Genomic DNA, 19,938 nt, shown 5'->3' on the forward strand with positions numbered 1-19,938 from the left:
GCCGGGTGGCGCTGCGCTTACCCGGCCTACAAAACCGTTACTCTGGCAGTTGCTGCTTACGGTTACGCATTTTAAAGCCGATCCAGAAGACCAGCGCTACCGACAGCACCGCTGGCAGGAAGTTAGAGCCAATGTCCGGGTACTCTGCACGCACCACGGTGCTATACAGCAGGACACCCAGCACAAAGAACGCCGCCGACAATGCCGGTAACCCCACCGGCATGGTGCGATTCTGATAACGCTGATGCAGACAGTACACCGTCAGCACCAGAGAGATCATCGGGAAAACCGAGAACGGTACAATAGAGCTAAAAATCGCTGCAAAGGTACCGTTAATGGATAAGCCAGCGATCAATGCCAGCAACAATGTTCCTTTATCCTGTCCTGTCTGTTTCATTACTCACCTTTCACTCATCGGATTGATGCGCCAGTTTTTCTTGTTCACGGCGATACCAGTAATACGCTCCCTTAGAGATCATCCGCAGTTGCAATACCAGTCGCTCTTCGAGTTGCTTGCGTTGTTCAACGCTTACATCCAGTGCTTCGGCGCCCGCACTGAAGACTATTGTCACCATCGCCTCGGCCTGCGCTTCAGTGAAGGCGCGCGGCATATGGTTTTCGAGTTCAAGATAGTCGGCAAGTTCCGCAATAAAATGCTGAATCTCACGCGCCACGGCGGCACGAAACGCGGCCGAGGTACCCGAGCGTTCCCGCAACAGTAAACGAAATGCGTTAGGATTGTTGCCGATAAACTCCATAAAGGTGGAAACGGAGGTGCGGATCACGCTGCCCCCTTTGGCGATACGCTGACGCGCCTGGCGCATCAGCTGGCGGAGCATCAGCCCGCTCTCATCCACCATGGTCAGACCCAGTTCATCTACGTCACGGAAGTGACGGTAGAAAGAGGTAGGCGCAATCCCGGCTTCGCGTGCGACTTCGCGCAGGCTCAGACTGGCAAAACTTCGCTCGGCACTCAGTTGACTGAATGCGGCTTCTACCAGCGAACGCCGGGTTTTCTCTTTTTGTTGTGCTCTTACGCCCATCACGATAGTTGAATCCTTCCAAAGGCCCGCTGGCACTATACCAGAGAATAAAATTAATCGGTTTACCTGGCTTACAGAATGAGGGTTTCCATGTTGTTTGTGCTCCATCACGCGAAAAGAGCACAACGATAATTGGGTTATCCTGCCAATGATGTTACTATTCTGTTGCTTTTATGTATAAGAACAGGTAAGCCTTACCATGTCACATTCCTACGATTACGACGCAATAGTTATTGGTTCCGGCCCCGGCGGCGAAGGCGCTGCTATGGGACTGGTAAAACAGGGAGCCAGAGTAGCGGTCATTGAGCGCTACCATAACGTTGGCGGCGGCTGTACCCACTGGGGCACCATCCCTTCCAAAGCCCTCCGCCACGCCGTCAGCCGCATTATTGAATTCAATCAGAACCCTCTTTACAGCGATCACTCCCGTCTTCTCCGCTCCTCTTTTGCCGATATCCTGAATCATGCGGATACCGTGATTAATCAGCAGACGCGGATGCGCCAGGGTTTTTATGAGCGCAACCACTGTGAAATTCTGCAGGGCAGCGCACATTTCGTTGATGATCACACGCTGGCGCTGGAGTGTCATGACGGTTCCGTCGAGACCATCACCGCCGAGAAATTTGTGATCGCCTGTGGCTCGCGCCCGTACCGTCCGGCCGATGTGGATTTCTCCCACCCGCGCGTTTACGACAGCGACTCCATTCTGAGCCTGCACCACGAGCCGCGCCACGTGCTGATCTACGGCGCCGGGGTGATCGGCTGTGAATATGCTTCCATCTTCCGCGGCATGAACGTCAAAGTTGACCTGATCAACACCCGCGACCGTCTGCTGGCGTTCCTCGATCAGGAGATGTCCGACTCGCTCTCGTATCACTTCTGGAACAGCGGCGTCGTCATTCGTCACAACGAAGAGTACGAGAAGATCGAACCCTGCGATGATGGCGTGATCATGCACCTGAAGTCCGGCAAAAAGCTGAAAGCAGACTGCCTGCTGTATGCCAACGGCCGTACAGGTAATACCGATTCGCTGGCGCTGGAAAACATCGGCCTGACCACCGACAGTCGTGGACAGCTCAAGGTCAACAGCATGTATCAGACCGCCCTGCCGCATATCTATGCCGTGGGTGACGTGATTGGTTATCCAAGCCTGGCGTCAGCGGCGTATGACCAGGGGCGCATTGCCGCTCAGGCGCTGGTGAAAGGTGAAGCGACGGCCCATCTGATTGAAGATATCCCGACCGGCATTTACACCATTCCGGAGATCAGCTCAGTCGGTAAAACCGAACAGCAGCTGACGGCCATGAAGGTGCCTTACGAGGTGGGTCGTGCCCAGTTTAAACATCTGGCACGGGCGCAAATCGTCGGGATGAGCGTGGGTACGCTGAAGATCCTGTTCCATCGCGAAACGAAAGAGATCCTCGGCATTCACTGCTTCGGTGAGCGTGCGGCGGAAATCATTCACATCGGCCAGGCGATCATGGAGCAAAAAGGTGGCGGTAACACCATCGAATACTTTGTTAATACCACCTTTAACTACCCGACCATGGCGGAAGCCTATCGGGTAGCGGCGCTGAACGGCTTAAACCGCCTGTTTTAACGCACTGTCGAAACGGCCATCCATCGAACTGCGGATGGCCTCTGCCAGCTGCTCATAGCGGCTGCGCAGCGGCGACCCCGGACGATAGACCAGACCAATAGTACGACGTGGCTCCGGCTTGATGCACGGCAGATAAACCACTCCATCGCGACGACGCTCCGGCGGCACTGACAGCGCGGGCAGCAGTGTAATACCGCTTCCTGCCGCCACCATGTTGCGCAGCGTTTCCAGGCTGGTTGCACGGAAGTGGGTATCTTCATCGGCACCCGCTTCAAAACAGAAGCCCATCGCCTGATCGCGCAGGCAGTGGCCATCTTCCAGCATCAGCAGTTTTTCACCGGCCAGATCGGCCATCGGCACACGATCGCGGTTTGCCCACGGGTGATCCTCGTAGATCGCCAGCATCATCGGCTCGTCAAACAGCGGCACTTCGATAAAGGCTTCACTCTCTTTGACCAGCGCCAGAATGGCACAGTCGAGCTTACCGCTATCTAACTGCGCCAGCAGCTGATGGGTTTGCGCTTCGTGCAGGTACATTTCGAGTTTCGGGAAGGTCTGATGCAGCATCGGAATAATTTGCGGCAACAGGTACGGGCCAACGGTTGGGATCAGGCCAATATGCAGCGGGCCGGACATGGTCTCCCCCTGCTGGCTTGCCATTTCCTTGAGCACTTTGACCTCGCGCAGTACGGTGCGCGCCTGATCCACCAGCAGAAGACCTGCCTGGGTGAACAGCACTTTACGACTGGTGCGCTCCAGCAGCATCACACCCAGTTCGTCTTCCAGCTTACGGATCTGACCGCTAAGCGTAGGCTGACTGACGTGGCAGGAATCTGCCGCGCGGCGAAAATGGCGGTGTTCAGCTAATGCGACCAGGTATTCAAGATCACGAATATTCATTATTCATCCTCCGTCGCCACGATAGTTCATGGCGATAGATAGCATAGCAACGAACGATTATCCCTATCAAGCGTTCTGTTGAATAATGCATCACAGAGACGAGGCGGCACCGATTACCCTTGAAGTCCCGCCCCGTCTTACGAGTTTCTCTCAAAACTCGAACAACTAAAGCCAACGTGAACTTTTGCGGACCCCGTGGTCCGCTTTTTTTTTGCGTAAAAAAGCCCAACTCGAGGTTGGGCTTCAGTACGTAGGCCGGGTAAGCGAAGCGCCACCCGGCGTTTAAACCGTCATACCAGGCGGTTTTTCGCATCCGCAATCGCCTGCGCCACCTGCTTCGGCGACACGCCGCCTTTCGCCGCACGCTTATCCAGACAGGATTGCAGCGCCAGGATTGGATAAACATCATCGCCAATCACGCTGCTGAATTTCTGCAGGTCGGCCAGCGGCAGATCTTCCAGCGGTTTGCCCTGACGAATGGCCTCAACAACCGCTTCACCGACAATATGGTGCGCCTCACGGAAGGGTACGCCTTTGGCGACCAGGTAATCCGCCAGCTCGGTGGAGTTCGCATAGCCCTGCTGGGCCGCTTCCTGGCAACGCGGGCGTTTCACCTGAATGCCGTCCAGCACCAGCGCCGCCATATGCAGACAGTCCAGCCAGGTGTCGAGCGCGTCGAACAGCCCTTCTTTGTCTTCCTGCATATCTTTGTTGTAGGCCAGCGGGAGCCCTTTCAGGGTCATCATCATGCCGGTCAGCGCGCCCTGCACACGGCCACACTTGCCGCGGATCAGCTCCAGCGCATCCGGGTTTTTCTTCTGCGGCATCAGGGAGGAGCCGGAGGTCACACGATCCGACAGCTCAACAAAACCGGCTTCACCAGAGTTGAAGAAGATCAGGTCTTCGGCAAAGCGCGACAGGTGCACCATACCGATAGAGGCATTGGAAAGCAGCTCCAGCACGTGATCGCGGTCGGACACGCTGTCCAGGCTGTTGCGGGTCGCAGAGGCAAAACCCAGCCAGCCGGCCAGCTGTTCACGGTCAATTTCATAGGCGGTACCGGCCAGCGCGCCGCTGCCCAGCGGGCTCACGTCCAGACGCTTCAGGGTATCCTGCAGACGGCTCTCGTCACGCGCCAGCATTTCAACGTAGGCCAGCGACCAGTGAGCAAAAGTGACAGGCTGCGCACGCTGCAGGTGGGTATAGCCCGGCATCACCGCGTCCTGGTTGTTCTGCGCGGTCTCTACCAGCGCGTTCTGCAGCTGACGATTCGCCGCCAGCAGCTCCACCACGGTATCTTTACACCACAGCTTCAGGTCGGTTGCGACCTGATCGTTACGGCTCCGGCCGGTGTGCAGCTTTTTACCCAGTTGGCCAACTTTGTCGATCAGTTTGCCTTCCACCCAGCTGTGAATATCTTCGGCGTCGCTCTCGAGGATTTGCTGCGGGTTCAGACGCACCTCTTCCAGCAGGTTGTTTAGCGCCTCTTCCAGCTGCAGCTGTTCGTCAGTGGACAGCACGCCCACGGTGACCAGCGCTTTGGACCAGGCCACAGAGCCGACGATATCCTGTTCGGCTAGGCGGTAGTCGAAGCGCAAAGAGTCGTTGAACTGCTTGAACCGCTGATCCGCTGCCTGTGTAAAACGCCCACCCCAAAGTGCCATAACATCGTTCCTTTATTCGTTAGTTCCGCCGGGTGGCGCTTCGCTTACCCGGCCTACGGTCATTCAATAAAAACTTAGGCTAAAATACGCGTGCCAATCGGCGTGCCGTTAAACAGCGCCGGCAGTTGCTCCGCGTTGCGCCAGGAGGCGATATCCACCGGCCGACCCAGCGTGCGGGCGGCATCCAGCGCCGCATTCACTTTCACAATCATGCCGTCGGTAATAATGCCCTGAGCGATCAGCTGTTCGGCTTTCTCAGCCGTCATTTCCGCAATGCGCTGGCCTTTGCCGTCCAGAATACCGCTCACGTCAGAGAGCAGGATCAGGTCAGCACCCAGCGTCGCCGCCAGGGCGGTTGCCGCCTGGTCCGCGTTGACGTTCATTAGATCGCCCTCTTCGGTCACACCGATAGAGCTCACTACTGGCAGAAAACCACCTTCCAGCAGCGTATTAATCAGTTTTGGCGAACCCGGCTGGGCAAGCCCTACATGGCCCAGCTCTTCATCAAGCTGGGTCACTTTCACGCTGTCGCCATCGCCCAGATAAAGGCCAACGGAAGCGATATGGTGTTTCTTCGCCCAGGACAGCAGAGTTTTGTTGGCGGTGCCCGCCAGCGCGCCGGTAATAATATCGATCTGGTCAGCAGGCGTGACGCGTAGGCCGTTCTTCTTTTTCACCGGCAGGTTAAGGCCTTTCATTAACTCATCGACCACACAGCCGCCGCCGTGAACAATCACCAGCGGGCGTTGATGGGATTCGCGATAGTTGACCAGCGCGGTAAACAGACGCTCCAGCGCCTCTTCGCTGTCCAGCAGTACACCACCAAGCTTGATAATTAATGGGTTCATCATCACACCTTAAATAAGAGACTGCGTTTCAGCATAGCCAAAACGAATATTTGCGCACTGCATTGCCTGGGCGGCTGCGCCTTTGAGTAAGTTATCTTCTGCGGCCACCACAATCAGGTGCTCGCCCTGCACGGCGAAGCCGATATCGCAGAACGGCAGGCCGACCACGTTTTTCAGCGCCGGCACGCCTTTGTCATACAGACGCACCAGTGGTTTATCCGCATAGGCCGTCGTGAAGACCGCATTCACCTGGTCTTTAGTCACGCCCGGCTTCAGGCGGCAGGTAATGGTTTCGAGGATCCCGCGCGGGAAGCTGCCCAGATGCGGAGTGAAGATGACATCCGCCCCCAGATGGGTGGTGATTTCCGGGTGATGACGGTGATTGAACACGCCATACGGCTGCAGGCTCACTTCGCAGAAGCTGTTGGAGATAGCGGCCTTGCGCCCCGCTCCGCTGACGCCGCTGGTGGCGTTGATCACCGGCCACTGGTTCAGATCCAGCAGGTCCGCGTCGATCAGCGGCTTCAGAGAGAGCTGCGCTGCCGTCGGGTAGCAACCTGGTACAGCAATCAGGTTCGCTTCTTTCAGCGCATCTGCGCTCCACTCCGCCAGACCATACACCGCTTTTTCAAGCAGGTCCGGGTGCTGGTGGGTGAAGCCATAGTATTTTTCATAGAACGCGGCGTCGTTCACACGGAACGCACCGGAGAGGTCGAATACCACGCAGCCGGCGGCCAGGAACTGCGGCGCCAGGTCGTGGCTGACTTCGTGAGCGGTGGCTAAAAACACCACGTCCACGCCGTCGGTAAACTCGCTGATATCCGACATTGGCTGCAACGGCAGATCGACAATCCCTTTAAGTTGCGGATGTAAATCGGAAATTAACTTTCCTGCATCATTGCTTTGCGCTGAGACAGTCAAAGCGGTTATGGTCATATGAGGATGGCGATTCACGTAGCTTACAAGCTCTGCGCCCGCATAACCGCTAGCGCCTACAATCAGCGTATTCAACATCGGGTTCCTTTATGCTCAACGTTAATGTATTTTTATTCACATTTATTGCATGAATATTGATACTATCACGACCTAAGGTGTGTCAACAATGAAAATGAATTTACCGCCATTTATCGAGATCTACCGCGCCCTGATTGCCACGCCGTCCATCAGCGCAACGGAAGAAGCGCTGGATCAGAGTAATGAGACTTTAATCAATCTGCTGGCGGGATGGTTCAGCGATCTTGGGTTTAAGGTGGAGGTTCAGCCGGTCCCGGGAACCCGTAATAAATTTAACCTGCTCGCCAGTACCGGTCAGGGTGCGGGCGGGCTGCTGCTGGCGGGACATACCGATACCGTGCCGTTTGACGATGGCCGCTGGACGCGCGATCCCTTCACCCTGACCGAGCACGACAATAAGCTCTACGGGCTGGGCACCGCCGACATGAAAGGCTTCTTCGCCTTTATCCTCGACGCGCTGCGTGACGTGGACGTGACAAAACTGAAAAAGCCGCTCTATATTCTGGCGACCGCCGACGAAGAGACCAGCATGGCGGGCGCACGCTACTTCTCTGAAAACACGTCAATTCGCCCGGATTGCGCCATCATCGGCGAGCCGACTTCCCTGCAGCCAATCCGCGCGCACAAAGGCCATATCTCCACGGCAGTACGCGTGCTGGGCCAATCCGGCCACTCCAGCGATCCGGCGCGCGGCGTGAACGCCATCGAGCTGATGCATGACGCCATCGGCCGCATCATGACGCTGCGTGACGACCTGAAGGAGCGTTATCACTACGAGGCCTTCACCGTGCCTTATCCGACGCTGAATCTCGGCAGCCTGCACGGCGGCGATGCCTCCAACCGCATCTGCGCCTGCTGCGAACTGCATATGGACATCCGTCCGCTGCCGGGCATGACGCTTAGCGACCTCGACGGCTTGCTGAATGAAGCGCTGGCGCCGGTGAGCGAGCGCTGGCCGGGTCGTCTGACGGTTTCTGAACTGCATCCGCCGATCCCGGGCTATGAGTGCCCGCCGGACCATCAGCTGGTCGAAGTGGTGGAAAAACTGCTCGGCGAGAAAACCGACGTGGTGAACTACTGCACCGAAGCGCCGTTTATTCAGACCCTCTGTCCGACGCTGGTCCTCGGACCGGGCTCCATCAACCAGGCTCACCAGCCGGATGAGTACCTGGAAACACGCTTTATCAAACCAACCCGTGAGTTAATTACTCAGGTTGTGCATCACTTCTGCTGGCATTAATGACTGCTCCCCTCTCTCACGAGAGGGGAAAAATCTCATGATCTTCGTCACACTCTCATAAGCATCTCTTATCTGACGCAAAGCCAATTAAATTTCGTAAATTGCCCGCATTTATTCGTTTGCTGAACCGTTTTCGCAGCAATTGACGACGGGGGTTTTACGTGGCTTTATAAAGGGAGATGACAAAATAATGTCCGTTAGATGTCTGGCCGGGCATAAACAAAAATGATGGGGTGACTGGGTTTTTATGAACGAACAATATTCCGCGTTGCGTAGTAATGTCAGTATGCTCGGCAAGGTGCTGGGAGATACCATCAAGGATGCGTTGGGCGAGAACATTCTCGATCGCGTTGAAACAATCCGTAAGCTGTCTAAATCTTCCCGTGCCGGTAACGAAGCCAATCGTCAGGAGCTGCTCACCACGCTGCAGAACCTTTCCAACGACGAGCTGCTGCCTGTAGCTCGTGCCTTCAGCCAGTTCCTTAACCTGGCGAATACCGCCGAGCAGTACCACAGCATTTCGCCGAATGGCGAAGGGGCCAGCAACCCGGAAGTGATTGCCCGCACGCTCAGAAAACTCAAGGACCAGCCCGACCTCAACGAAGCGACCATCAAGAAGGCCGTCGAGTCTCTGTCACTGGAGCTGGTGTTAACCGCCCACCCGACCGAGATCACCCGCCGCACCCTGATCCACAAAATGGGTGAAGTGAACAGCTGCCTCAAGCAGCTGGATAACAAAGAGATTGCCGACTACGAACGTAACCAGCTGATGCGCCGTCTGCGCCAGCTGATTGCTCAGTCCTGGCATACCGATGAAATTCGTAAGCACCGCCCAAGCCCGGTTGACGAAGCCAAGTGGGGCTTTGCGGTGGTGGAAAACAGCCTGTGGAAAGGGGTACCTGACTACCTGCGTGAGCTGAATGAACAGCTGGAAGAGAACCTCGGCTATCGCCTGCCGGTGGATTTTGTGCCGGTGCGTTTCACCTCCTGGATGGGCGGCGACCGCGACGGCAACCCGAACGTCACCGCCGAGATCACCCGTCACGTCCTGCTGCTGAGCCGCTGGAAAGCCACCGATCTGTTCCTGAAAGACATTCAGGTGCTGATTTCAGAGCTGTCGATGGTTGAAGCCACGCCGGAACTGCTTGAGCTGGTGGGTGAAGCCGGTGCAACTGAACCTTACCGCTTCCTGCTCAAAAACCTGCGCAGCCAGCTGCTGGCCACTCAGGCCTGGCTGGAAGCGCGCCTTAAGGGCCAACGCCTGCCGAAGCCTGCCGGTCTGCTGAGCCAGAACGAGCAGCTGTGGGAGCCGCTGTACGCCTGTTATCAGTCGCTGCAGGCCTGCGGGATGGGCATCATCGCTAACGGCGAGCTGCTCGATACCCTGCGCCGCGTGAAGTGTTTCGGCGTGCCGCTGGTGCGTATCGATGTGCGTCAGGAGAGCACCCGCCACACCGAGGCGCTGGGCGAACTGACCCGCTACCTCGGCATTGGCGACTACGAAAGCTGGTCAGAAGCTGACAAACAGGCTTTCCTGATCCGCGAACTGAATTCCAAACGTCCGCTACTGCCGCGGAGCTGGGCACCCAGCGAAGAGACCCGCGAAGTGCTCGACACCTGCAAAGCGATCGTCGATGCGCCGAAAGGATCGGTGGCCGCCTATGTGATCTCCATGGCGAAAACCCCGTCCGACGTGCTGGCGGTTCACCTGCTGCTGAAAGAGGCGGGTATCACCTTCGCGCTGCCGGTTGCGCCGCTGTTTGAAACCCTCGACGACCTGAATAACGCTAACGACGTGATGACCCAACTGCTGAATATCGACTGGTATCGCGGCTTTATCCAGGGCAAGCAAATGGTCATGATTGGCTATTCCGACTCCGCAAAAGATGCGGGCGTCATGGCCGCCTCGTGGGCGCAGTATCAGGCCCAGGATGCGCTGATCAAAACCTGCGAAAAGGCCGGGATTGAACTGACCCTGTTCCACGGTCGCGGCGGCTCGATTGGCCGTGGCGGTGCCCCAGCCCATGCGGCCCTGCTCTCCCAGCCGCCGGGCAGCCTGAAAGGCGGCCTGCGTGTGACTGAACAGGGCGAGATGATCCGCTTCAAGTACGGTCTGCCGGAAGTGACCATCAGCAGTCTGTCGCTCTACACCAGCGCGATCCTCGAAGCGAACCTGCTGCCGCCGCCGGAGCCTAAAGACGCCTGGCGCCATATCATGGACGAGCTGTCGGATATCTCCTGCGATATGTATCGCGGCTATGTGCGCGAAAACAAAGACTTTGTGCCTTATTTCCGCTCGGCAACGCCGGAGCAGGAGCTGGGCAAACTGCCGCTGGGTTCACGTCCGGCAAAACGTCGTCCGACCGGCGGCGTGGAGTCCCTGCGTGCTATCCCGTGGATCTTCGCCTGGACGCAGAACCGCCTGATGCTGCCAGCTTGGCTGGGAGCCGGTGCCGCGCTGCAAAAAGTGGTGGAAGATGGCAAACAGAGCGAGCTGGAAACGATGTGTCGCGACTGGCCGTTCTTCTCTACCCGCCTCGGCATGCTGGAAATGGTGTTCTCCAAAGCTGACCTGTGGCTGGCAGAATACTACGATCAGCGTCTGGTGAAACCGGAGCTGTGGGCGCTGGGTAGCGAGCTGCGCGAGCTGCTGGAAGACGATATCAAAGTGGTGCTGGATATCGCCAACGACTCCCATCTGATGGCCGATCTGCCGTGGATTGCCGAGTCTATCCAGCTGCGTAACATCTATACCGACCCGCTGAACGTGCTGCAGGCAGAGCTGCTGTACCGCTCGCGTAAAGCGGAAGAAGAGGGTCTGGAGCCGGATCCACGCGTGGAACAAGCGCTGATGGTCACCATCGCGGGCGTTGCGGCGGGGATGCGTAACACCGGTTAAGGCTTTATGCCCGGCGGCGCTGCGCTTGCACGGGCCTACGATAAGTAGGCCGGGTAAGCGTTAGCGCCACCCGGCACATTTCGGTAGTCTCACTATGCAACACGATATAAATCCTATCCTCACCGATCTGATCAACGGCGTGTCGCCTTTGCGTCAGGTGCATTTTGCTTCTTCGGCCGAACAGATCCCCCACGCCTCTCCTCGTCTGATGATTGTGCCTGAGGGCCAGACCCATGACGCGGTGTTCTCTTCATCCGGGCATGTTCCTCTGCAACCCACAACCTGTCTCAGCATCAGCTTCGGTAAGCAACAGCTGACGATCCAGCTACAGCGTGACGCCACCGTTTTATGCCAGCAGCAGGTCGCCAGGCGCGGGCCGAGAACGGGTGCTTTTCTACTGCAAACGCTGGCCGAATTGCAGATGCAGCCGGATGAGCAGGAAACCGCCAGGCTGGTGGTCTTAAGTCTGCTCAGCCACTGTCGCGATCTGCTGGGCAGCGATATCCACACGGCTTCCCGCAGCCGGGCGCTGTTTGAAGCCATTCGGACGTATATCGAAGAACACCATGACTCAGCCCTTACCCGCGAGTCGGTAGCGCAGGCGTTTTACATTTCACCGAACTACCTTTCGCATCTTTTTCAAAAGACCGGCAGCGTTGGGTTCAATGAATATCTGACAAAGACCCGTCTCGAACATGCCCGGCAGTTACTCAAAGGCTACGACCTAAAAATTAAAGAGATCGCCACACACTGCGGCTTTACGGACAGCAACTACTTCTGCCGCCTGTTTCGCAAGCACACCGAGCGCTCGCCCTCGGAATATCGCCGCCAGTATCACAGCCATCTTACCGCCAAAAACTAGCATTGTGATCCCTCTCTCACTTCGCTAAGGACCTTACATTTGTCCAGTATTTAGCAAAATTGACCTCTGGTTCCCCCCGTCCGGCCCGCCGTATCCTTAATTCAGACCTGGAGACTTAAGGAAAAATAATGGAACTGTATCTGGATACCGCCAACGTGGCGGACGTTGAACGCCTGGCGCAAATCTTCCCGATTGCAGGCGTAACCACCAACCCGAGCATTATTGCCGCCAACGGCGAATCCATCTGGGACGTGCTGCCGCGCCTGCAAAACGCTATCGGTCCGGACGGCATTCTGTTTGCCCAGACCATGAGCCGTGATGCACCGGGCATGATCGCCGAGGCCAGACAGCTGAGTAAGGCTATCCCCGGTCTTGTGGTCAAAGTCCCGGTGACTGCGCAGGGGCTTATCGCCATTAAAACCCTTAAAAAAGAGAAAATTACCACCCTCGGCACCGCGGTTTACAGCGCTTCACAAGGGTTGCTGGCCGCGCTGGCCGGAGCGAAATATATCGCGCCGTACGTCAATCGCGTGGATGCCCAGGGCGGCGACGGGATCCGCACGGTGCAGGAGCTGCAAAGCCTGCTGGAAATGCACGCGCCGGAGAGCAAGGTGCTAGCCGCCAGCTTCAAAACCCCGCGTCAGGCGCTGGACTGCCTGCTCGCCGGCTGCGAAGCAATCACCCTGCCCACCGATGTCGCGCAGCAAATGCTCAATACTCCCGCCGTAGAGTCGGCCATCGACAAGTTTGAGCAGGACTGGAACAACGCGTTTGGTAACCTCATGCTCTAAGGGAGACACAGTATGGACCGTATTATTCAATCACCCGGAAAATACATTCAGGGTGCCGATGTGCTGACCCGCCTCGGCGATTATCTCAAGCCGCTGGCGGCACGCTGGCTGGTTGTTAGCGATAAATTTGTGCTGGGATTTGCTGAAGAGACGCTGCGTCAGAGCTTCGAACAAGCACAACTGTATGTCGAAATTGCGCCCTTCGGCGGCGAATGTTCGCAAAATGAGATCGACCGGCTGCGTGAGCTGGCGAAAAATGCCGATTGCCAGGCTATTCTCGGCATCGGTGGCGGTAAGACGCTGGATACCGCAAAAGCGCTGGCGCACTTTATGGATGTCCCGGTCGCCATCGCCCCGACCATTGCCTCTACCGATGCGCCCTGCAGCGCGCTTTCCGTGATCTACACCGACAGCGGCGAGTTCGATCGCTATCTGATGCTGCCGCACAACCCGAACATGGTGATTGTGGATACGAAAGTGGTGGCAGGGGCTCCTGCACGCCTGCTGGCTGCCGGGATTGGCGACGCGCTGGCGACCTGGTTTGAAGCCCGGGCCTGCTCACGCAGCGGCGCAACCACCATGGCGGGTGGCAAGTGCACCCAGGCCGCGCTGGCGCTGGCCGAGCTATGCTACAACACGCTGGTTGAAGAGGGCGAAAAAGCGATGCTGGCGGCGGAGCAGCATGTGGTGACCCCGGCCCTTGAGCGGGTGATTGAAGCCAATACCTATCTCAGCGGCGTCGGTTTTGAAAGCGGCGGCCTGGCAGCGGCACATGCGATCCACAACGGTCTGACCGCCATACCGGATGCCCATCATTACTACCACGGCGAGAAAGTGGCCTTTGGCACCCTGACCCAGCTGGTGCTGGAGAACGCCCCGGTGGAAGAGATCGAAACCGTCGCGGCCTTATGTCACAGCGTGGGGCTGCCCATTACCCTGGCGCAGCTGGATATCACTGCCGATATCCCGGCTAAAATGCGCTTAGTGGCGACTGCGTCCTGTGCGAAAGATGAAACCATCCACAACATGCCGGGCGGTGCAACGCCGGACCAGGTGTATGCCGCGCTGTTGGTTGCCGACCAGTATGGTCAGCGCTTCCTGCAGGAATGGGAGTAGCCATTATTGCCGGGTGGCGGCTTCGCCTTACCCGGCCTACAAAACCCGTAGGCCCGTGCAAGCGCAGCGCCGCCGGGCAAAAAAATCCCCGCCGAAGCGGGGATTTTCTGGTTTACAGCAGATCAAACCGGTCGAGGTTCATCACTTTCACCCATGCCGCCACAAAGTCCTTCACGAACTTCTCGTGGGCATCGCTGCTGGCATAAACCTCAGCCAGGGCGCGCAGCACGGAGTTGGAACCAAACACTAGGTCAGCACGGCTCGCCAGGTATTTCACGTCCCCGCTCACGCGGTCGCGGCCTTCAAACAGCTCGCTGGACTCGTCGGTGGCCTTCCACTGGGTGCCCATATCCAGCAGATTGACGAAGAAGTCCGTGCTGAGTACGCCCACGCGATCGGTAAAGACACCGCTCTTACCGCCATCGAAGTTAGCGCCCAGCACGCGCAGCCCGCCCAGCAGCACCGTCATCTCTGGCGCGGTCAGCGTCAGCTGCTGCGCTTTATCAATCAGCAACGATTCGGTGGTCGACACGTCGATCGCCGCCCGGTAGTTACGGAAACCATCGGCAACCGGCTGCAGCAGCGTAAACATGCCGATATCGGTCTGATCCTGGCGCGCGTCAACCCGGCCCGGCGTAAAGGGCACGGTGATGTTGACGCCAGCGGCTTTGGCCGCCTGCTCAACGCCCACCACACCCGCCAGCACGATGATGTCAGCCAGGGACGCCTTATGCGCCGATTTATAAATACCTTCCAGCACCGGCAGCACGCGCGCGGCTACGGCGTTGACATCCCAGCTGCGCTGCGGTGCCAGCGCCAGACGGGCACCGTTGGCCCCACCACGCTTATCGCCACCACGGAAGGTGGATGCCGAGGCCCATGCCACCGACACCAGCTCGCTGACCGAGAGCCCGGAAGCCGCAATATCCTCTTTCAGGCTTTGAATATCTTCCGCGGTCGGATGGAAGAACGGCTGTGGCAGCGGATCCTGCCAAATCAGCTCTTCTTTCGGCACTTCCGGCCCGATATAACGTGCAATCGGCCCCATATCTCGGTGGGTCAGTTTGAACCACGCCCGGGCGAAGGCTTCGTTAAAGGCCTGCGGATCGTTAAGGAAACGTCGGGAAATCTTGTCGAATTCAGGATCGAAACGCAGCGTCAGGTCGGTAACCAGCATGGTCGGTTTACGTTTTTTCGACGGGTCGAAGGGATCGGGCATGATTTCCGGCGCATTCGACGCTTCGAACTGGATAGCACCTGCCGGACTGCGGGTCTGCACCCAGTCGTATTTATACAGGTTCTCAAAGAAGTAGTTGCTCCACTGGGTCGGCGTCTGGGACCAGATCACTTCCAGACCGGAGGTAATGGTGTCGGCACCGAAACCGCTGCCGTGTGTACTGGCCCAGCCCAGGCCCTGCGCTTCAAGCGGGCCGCCTTCCGGATCGATACCCACGTGGGTCGCTTCCCCGGCACCGTGAGTTTTACCCAGCGTATGACCTCCGGCAATCAGCGCGACGGTCTCTTCATCGTTCATCCCCATGTTGCCGAAGGTGGCGCGGATCGCCGCCGCCGCAGATAGCGGTTCACCGCTGGCGTTTGGCCCTTCCGGGTTCACGTAGATCAGCCCCATCTCGGTGGCGCCAACGGCGCTTTTCGCCAGGCTTTCGGGATGACGATGCTCGAGCCAGGCTTTCTCATCGCCCCAGTTAACGTCCAGATCCGGCTCCCAGACGTCTTCACGCCCGGCACCAAAGCCAAAGGTACGGAAGCCGGAGTTCTCCAGCGCCACGTTACCGGCAAGAATAAACAGATCAGCCCAGGAGATTTTCTGCCCATATTTTTGCTTGATCGGCCACAGCAGACGACGCGCCTTATCGAGGCTGACGTTATCCGGCCAGGAGTTGAGAGGAGAGAAACGCTGTTGACCCCGGCCCGCGCCGCCGCGTCCGTCCACGGAGCGGTAGGTCCCCGCGCCGTGCCACGCCATACGGATGAACAGACCGGCGTAGCTGCCCCAGTCCGCAGGCCACCACGGCTGGGAATCGGTGAGCAGGGCTTTCAGATCGCCTTTCAGGGCGGAGTAGTCTAATTTGCTGAATTCTTTGCGGTAGTTGAAGTCTTTGCCTAGCGGGTTGGAACGTTCGGAGTGCTGATTAAGAAGGTCGATACGAAGCTGTTTGGGCCACCAGTCCCGGCTGTTGGTGCCGGCACCCGCGCTCTTGTCATAACTGCCCTGATGGAAAGGGCACTTACCTGAATTCTGATTCTCGTCGGACGTACTCATCGCTCTGCTCCCTCTATGGTTTTATCGTTAGGATATACACCACCGGGAACAAGAGATAATTGAAACCATCCACAGATTTGATAGTTAATACCGTTGATATCTGCCTGAAATATAAAAGCCCCCATATTATTGAGGGCTTTGCCGTTACAGACCCGGGCGAACCCCCAGCGTATGGCAGATCGCGTAGCTCATTTCGGCGCGGTTAAGGGTATAAAAATGGAAATCTTTCACCCCTTCGCGGCTTAAAATCTTCACCATATCCATGGCGATATTGGCCCCCACCAGCTTGCGGGTTTCGGCGTCATCGTCCAGGCCTTCGTACATCTTCGCCATCCACAGCGGGATACGCACGTTGGTCATGTCGGCAAATTTCTTCGCCTGCTTGAAGTTAGAGACCGGCAGAATGCCCGGAATAATTTCAACGTCGATACCGGCAGAGACGCAACGGTCGCGGAAGCGCAGATAGCTTTCGACATCAAAGAAGAACTGGGTGATGGCGCGGTTGGCGCCGGCATCCACTTTGCGTTTCAGGTTGAGCAGATCTGCCTGGGCGCTTTTCGCTTCCGGGTGCACTTCCGGGTAAGCCGCCACGGAGATGTCGAAGTCGCCCACCTCTTTCAGCAACGCCACCAGATCGGTCGCGTACATGTCCGGCTTACCGCTGCCCGGCGGCAGGTCGCCGCGCAGGGCCACGATGTGACGGATGCCGTTGTTCCAGTAATCCTGGGCGATAGTGCGCAGTTCGTCGCGGGTGGCGTCGATACAGGTCAGATGCGGCGCGGCTTCCAGACCGGTACGATCCTTAATGCCTTTGATGATGCTGTGCGTGCGGTCGCGCTCGCCGGAGTTCGCACCGTAGGTCACCGAGACAAATTTCGGCTTCAGGCTGCTCAGGCGATCGATAGAGGCCCACAGGGTCTGCTCCATTTCACTGGTGCGCGGCGGGAAAAATTCAAAAGAGACATTAATCTGGCCGTTTACTTCAGCCAGGCTCTGATTCAGGGCTTCCCGCTGGTTGGCGTGAAAAAAGCTCATACCTTACCTCATCAATCGCGTGTCGTTATGTGTTGTGTTCGAACTTCTATACGTTTAGACGTCCAGATGTAAAAATGACGGAAAAGCGGACTGGCGTCAACTGAAAATATCATCATTGACGGTGAGGAATGTTCAGGGAAGGTGAAAAAAGTTCAGGGTGGGGGTGACTGCTCCCTCTCCCCTGTGGGGAGAGGGAGAAACATAGGGGCTACAACAGCTGCGCCAGACGATTGATATCTGACTGGATCGCCCCGGCGGTCACGTCGCGGCCCGCGCCCGGACCGCGGATCACCAGCGGGTTATCGCGATACCAGCGGCTTTCGATGGCGAAGACGTTATCGCACGGCAGCAGCGCCGCCAGCGGATGTTCCGGGCGTACGGCCTCAACGCCGACCCGCGCTTTACCATTGGCATCGAAACGCGCCACGTAGCGCAGAACCAGACCCATTTCGCGGGCCGCTTCCAGGCGCTGTAACATCTGCTCGTTCAGGGCATCGCCGTTCTCGAAGAAGTGATCGACAGACCCCTCTTCGCAGCCTGCCGGCACCAGCGACTCCACACGCACCTGATTCGGCTCGATGTCGTAGCCCGCTTCACGCGCCACAATCACCAGCTTGCGCATCACGTCTTTACCGGAGAGATCGACGCGCGGGTCGGGCTCGGTCAGCCCCTGCTGCCACGCCTGATCCACCAGGTCGGTGAAGGGCACGGTGCCATCAAACTGCAGGAACAGCCACGACAGGGTGCCAGAGAAAATACCGCTGATCGCCAGAATGCTGTCGCCGCTTTCAATCAGATCGCGCACGGTGTGGTTCACCGGCAAACCGGCACCCACGGTGGCGTTGTACAGCCAGTGACGACCCGTTTTTTCAAAGGCGTCGTGGATCTGGCGATAGTTGCGGGTATTGCTGGCGCCCGCCAGTTTGTTGGCGCTGATGACGTGGAAACCGTGGCTGGCAAAATCGAGATACTGATCGGCCAGCTGCTCGCTGGCGGTCACATCCAGCACCACCAGGTCATCGTATGGGTGAGCGCGCATCCACAGGAACAGCGACTCTTCATCCTGCTCAATGGCTTCGTCGTTAAAGAAGGCCAGCGCACGGCTGGCATCCAGCCCTTCGTAGCTGAGCAGGCTGCGGCGGCTATCCACTACGCCCGCCAGCACAAATTCAAAGCCGGTACGTGCCGAGAGCGTGGTCTGTTCGCGGGCAAACAGCTCCAGCCAGCGGGAGCCGATGTTGCCTTTACCAAACAGCACCAGGCCGATACGTTTTTCAGCGCGGAATAGGGACTGGTGCAGGCCCTGGATCAGGCTCTCGGTTGGCCCGGTACGCATCACCGCCACCAGACTGATCCCCTCTTCCGACTGCCAGGTAAACTCTACCGGTTGACCTTTCAGCTGCTGCCAGAAGCGGTGGCAGTGCAGCGGATTACGGGTAACGCCCGCGCCTACCATCGCAATCAGCGCCAGCCCCTGACGCAGACGAAGCTCGCCCGGCAGGCCCGCTTCATCGAGGATTTTCAGCGCGCTGTCGGCCACTTCTGCGGTGTAGCAGAACTGCAGCAGGTGACGGTCAGTGTGCACCCCCACCGCCAGCGGGCGGATGTGGGCCCGCTTCAGGATCAGGTCGATCTCTTTATGCGTCTGTTTGAAATCATGTCCGGCAGGGACGAGGAATTCGATCAGGCAGATATCGTCATGGCTGGTGACGATACGCGCCCCCGTGCCGGAGGCCAGCACGCGCTCAATACGGGTCGAGCCCTGATCCGGCGTATAGCTACAACGCAGCTGCAGGTCGATATCGCTGCCGGAAACCGGCTGCAGGGTACGGGCGTGAAGCACCGGGGCCGCCAGACGGGCCAGCTCGCTGGCTTCGTCGAGACGCAATAGCGGCAGCAGGCAGGCATCTTTAACCTTACGCGGGTCAGCGCTGTAGACACCGGCTACGTCGCTCCAGATGGTGACGCGGGATACGCCCGCCAGAGCACCGATCTGCGTTGCGGAGTAGTCGGAGCCGTTACGTCCCAGCAATACGGTTTCACCCGCGTTGCTGCGGCTGATAAAGCCGGTCACGACAATACGTTTATTCGGGTGCTGCACCAACAGCTGCTGGAGCAGAGGATAAGAGAGGCCTTCATCAACCTGCGGCTGGGCGCCGCGCTCGGCACGCAGGAAATCACGTGCGTCCAGCCAGGCCGCTTCCAGGCCCTGCTGTTGCAGAACGGCTGCCATCAGACGGGCAGACCACACTTCACCGTGGCCCACCACTTCGGCATAGACGGCGTCGGTGACGCCGCTGTCGAGTAAACCGGCCAGCCGCTCCAGATCCTGGATAAAGGTGCTAATCAGGCCATCGGCCACGTCGGCAGGCAATAAACCGGCGATCAGTTCACTCTGGTAACGGCGTAACGCTTGTTGAACCTGATGCGCAGAGAGACGATCGGTCTGGCTTAACTTCAGCCAGCTAATCAACTGATTGGTGGTGCTGCCTGCCGCAGAGACAACCATCATGTCCCCCGGCATCGAATACTCTGCCATGATCCCCGCGACCCGCAGGTAACATTTCACATCAGCAAGACTACTACCACCAAACTTGTGCAGCTGGCGACCCTTCGCCCCTGCCTGCGCTATCACACTCATG

Annotated in this window: 15 protein-coding genes; 6 read left to right on the top strand and 9 right to left on the bottom strand. The window is 58.0% G+C overall.

Annotated features, from left to right (window positions below; all coding sequences use genetic code 11):
• Positions 1–37: 37 nt before the first annotated feature.
• Together ACP4QI_RS21685 and fabR are read right to left on the bottom strand one after the other, a co-directional pair.
• On the bottom strand, positions 38–397 hold the full coding sequence (locus ACP4QI_RS21685; protein ID WP_032615232.1) for a YijD family membrane protein: 360 nt from the start codon (positions 395–397) through the stop codon (positions 38–40).
• 10 nt (positions 398–407) lie between these two features.
• Positions 408–1,046, bottom strand: a complete 639-nt coding sequence (gene fabR, locus ACP4QI_RS21690; RefSeq protein WP_032615233.1) for an HTH-type transcriptional repressor FabR — start codon at positions 1,044–1,046, stop codon at positions 408–410.
• 196 nt (positions 1,047–1,242) lie between these two features.
• Here fabR and sthA point away from each other — a divergent pair, with 196 nt between their 5' ends.
• Positions 1,243–2,643 (top strand): Si-specific NAD(P)(+) transhydrogenase, encoded by a 1,401-nt coding sequence (gene sthA, locus ACP4QI_RS21695; protein WP_285112447.1) that lies wholly within the window; start codon positions 1,243–1,245, stop codon positions 2,641–2,643.
• Here sthA and oxyR read toward each other — a convergent pair.
• From oxyR to argC, 4 genes are all read right to left on the bottom strand, one after another.
• Complete coding sequence (oxyR, locus tag ACP4QI_RS21700) at positions 2,626–3,543, bottom strand: DNA-binding transcriptional regulator OxyR (RefSeq protein WP_142487549.1); 918 nt, start codon at positions 3,541–3,543, stop codon at positions 2,626–2,628. The two genes, sthA and oxyR, sit on opposite strands and share 18 nt — an antisense overlap.
• A 290-nt stretch (positions 3,544–3,833) precedes the next feature.
• Positions 3,834–5,207: an argininosuccinate lyase gene (gene argH, locus ACP4QI_RS21705; RefSeq protein WP_231313430.1), complete on the bottom strand. Its 1,374-nt coding sequence runs from the start codon at positions 5,205–5,207 to the stop codon at positions 3,834–3,836.
• 74 nt (positions 5,208–5,281) lie between these two features.
• On the bottom strand, positions 5,282–6,058 hold the full coding sequence (argB, locus tag ACP4QI_RS21710; RefSeq protein WP_142487551.1) for an acetylglutamate kinase: 777 nt from the start codon (positions 6,056–6,058) through the stop codon (positions 5,282–5,284).
• A 6-nt stretch (positions 6,059–6,064) separates the two neighbouring features.
• Complete coding sequence (gene argC, locus ACP4QI_RS21715; RefSeq protein ID WP_142487552.1) at positions 6,065–7,069, bottom strand: N-acetyl-gamma-glutamyl-phosphate reductase; 1,005 nt, start codon at positions 7,067–7,069, stop codon at positions 6,065–6,067.
• Positions 7,070–7,157: 88 nt separating this feature from the next.
• Here argC and argE point away from each other — a divergent pair, with 88 nt between their 5' ends.
• The 5 genes from argE (at position 7,158) to gldA (ending at position 13,977) form a co-directional block, all read left to right on the top strand.
• Positions 7,158–8,309 carry an acetylornithine deacetylase gene (gene argE, locus ACP4QI_RS21720; protein ID WP_142487553.1) on the top strand — a complete coding sequence of 384 codons (1,152 nt, stop codon included), beginning with the start codon at positions 7,158–7,160 and terminating at the stop codon, positions 8,307–8,309.
• 247 nt (positions 8,310–8,556) lie between these two features.
• On the top strand, positions 8,557–11,208 hold the full coding sequence (gene ppc, locus ACP4QI_RS21725) for a phosphoenolpyruvate carboxylase (RefSeq protein ID WP_142487554.1): 2,652 nt from the start codon (positions 8,557–8,559) through the stop codon (positions 11,206–11,208).
• Between the two features lie 94 nt (positions 11,209–11,302).
• Complete coding sequence (locus tag ACP4QI_RS21730; protein ID WP_285129239.1) at positions 11,303–12,070, top strand: helix-turn-helix transcriptional regulator; 768 nt, start codon at positions 11,303–11,305, stop codon at positions 12,068–12,070.
• 128 nt (positions 12,071–12,198) lie between these two features.
• A complete protein-coding gene (gene fsa, locus ACP4QI_RS21735) occupies positions 12,199–12,861 on the top strand; it encodes a fructose-6-phosphate aldolase (protein ID WP_156264908.1) in 663 nt (220 codons plus the stop codon).
• A 12-nt stretch (positions 12,862–12,873) separates the two neighbouring features.
• The gene (gene gldA / locus ACP4QI_RS21740; protein ID WP_426495965.1) at positions 12,874–13,977 is read left to right on the top strand and encodes a bifunctional L-1,2-propanediol dehydrogenase/glycerol dehydrogenase; all 1,104 of its coding nucleotides are present in this window, start codon (positions 12,874–12,876) and stop codon (positions 13,975–13,977) included.
• A 112-nt stretch (positions 13,978–14,089) separates the two neighbouring features.
• On the opposite strand, the gene katG is transcribed toward gldA, so the two are convergent.
• The 3 genes from katG to ACP4QI_RS21755 all read right to left on the bottom strand — a co-directional run bounded on the left by katG (position 14,090) and on the right by ACP4QI_RS21755 (position 19,937).
• A complete protein-coding gene (gene katG / locus ACP4QI_RS21745; protein WP_142487558.1) occupies positions 14,090–16,261 on the bottom strand; it encodes a catalase/peroxidase HPI in 2,172 nt (723 codons plus the stop codon).
• A gap of 144 nt (positions 16,262–16,405) precedes the next feature.
• Positions 16,406–17,296 (bottom strand): methylenetetrahydrofolate reductase, encoded by an 891-nt coding sequence (gene metF, locus ACP4QI_RS21750; protein ID WP_106995794.1) that lies wholly within the window; start codon positions 17,294–17,296, stop codon positions 16,406–16,408.
• A gap of 208 nt (positions 17,297–17,504) precedes the next feature.
• Positions 17,505–19,937 (bottom strand): bifunctional aspartate kinase/homoserine dehydrogenase II, encoded by a 2,433-nt coding sequence (locus ACP4QI_RS21755; protein WP_142487559.1) that lies wholly within the window; start codon positions 19,935–19,937, stop codon positions 17,505–17,507.
• Between the last annotated feature and the right edge of the window lies 1 nt (position 19,938).

The sequence above is a fragment of the Leclercia sp. TB492 genome, assembly GCF_049974505.2.
In the GTDB taxonomy this organism is placed as follows: Bacteria; Pseudomonadota; Gammaproteobacteria; order Enterobacterales; family Enterobacteriaceae; genus Enterobacter; species Enterobacter adecarboxylatus_C.

Bases quoted from the DNA above. Each gene is read 5' to 3' on its own strand.
- ACP4QI_RS21755 (WP_142487559.1), bottom strand. From the start codon at position 19,937: ATGAGTGTGATAGCGCAGGCAGGGGCGAAGGGTCGCCAGCTGCACAAG.
- katG (WP_142487558.1), bottom strand. From the start codon at position 16,261: ATGAGTACGTCCGACGAGAATCAGAATTCAGGTAAGTGCCCTTTCCAT.
- ppc (WP_142487554.1), top strand. From the start codon at position 8,557: ATGAACGAACAATATTCCGCGTTGCGTAGTAATGTCAGTATGCTCGGC.
- argB (WP_142487551.1), bottom strand. From the start codon at position 6,058: ATGATGAACCCATTAATTATCAAGCTTGGTGGTGTACTGCTGGACAGC.
- ACP4QI_RS21685 (WP_032615232.1), bottom strand. From the start codon at position 397: ATGAAACAGACAGGACAGGATAAAGGAACATTGTTGCTGGCATTGATC.
- sthA (WP_285112447.1), top strand. From the start codon at position 1,243: ATGTCACATTCCTACGATTACGACGCAATAGTTATTGGTTCCGGCCCC.
- oxyR (WP_142487549.1), bottom strand. From the start codon at position 3,543: ATGAATATTCGTGATCTTGAATACCTGGTCGCATTAGCTGAACACCGC.
- fsa (WP_156264908.1), top strand. From the start codon at position 12,199: ATGGAACTGTATCTGGATACCGCCAACGTGGCGGACGTTGAACGCCTG.
- argE (WP_142487553.1), top strand. From the start codon at position 7,158: ATGAAAATGAATTTACCGCCATTTATCGAGATCTACCGCGCCCTGATT.
- argH (WP_231313430.1), bottom strand. From the start codon at position 5,207: ATGGCACTTTGGGGTGGGCGTTTTACACAGGCAGCGGATCAGCGGTTC.
- argC (WP_142487552.1), bottom strand. From the start codon at position 7,069: ATGTTGAATACGCTGATTGTAGGCGCTAGCGGTTATGCGGGCGCAGAG.
- gldA (WP_426495965.1), top strand. From the start codon at position 12,874: ATGGACCGTATTATTCAATCACCCGGAAAATACATTCAGGGTGCCGAT.
- ACP4QI_RS21730 (WP_285129239.1), top strand. From the start codon at position 11,303: ATGCAACACGATATAAATCCTATCCTCACCGATCTGATCAACGGCGTG.
- metF (WP_106995794.1), bottom strand. From the start codon at position 17,296: ATGAGCTTTTTTCACGCCAACCAGCGGGAAGCCCTGAATCAGAGCCTG.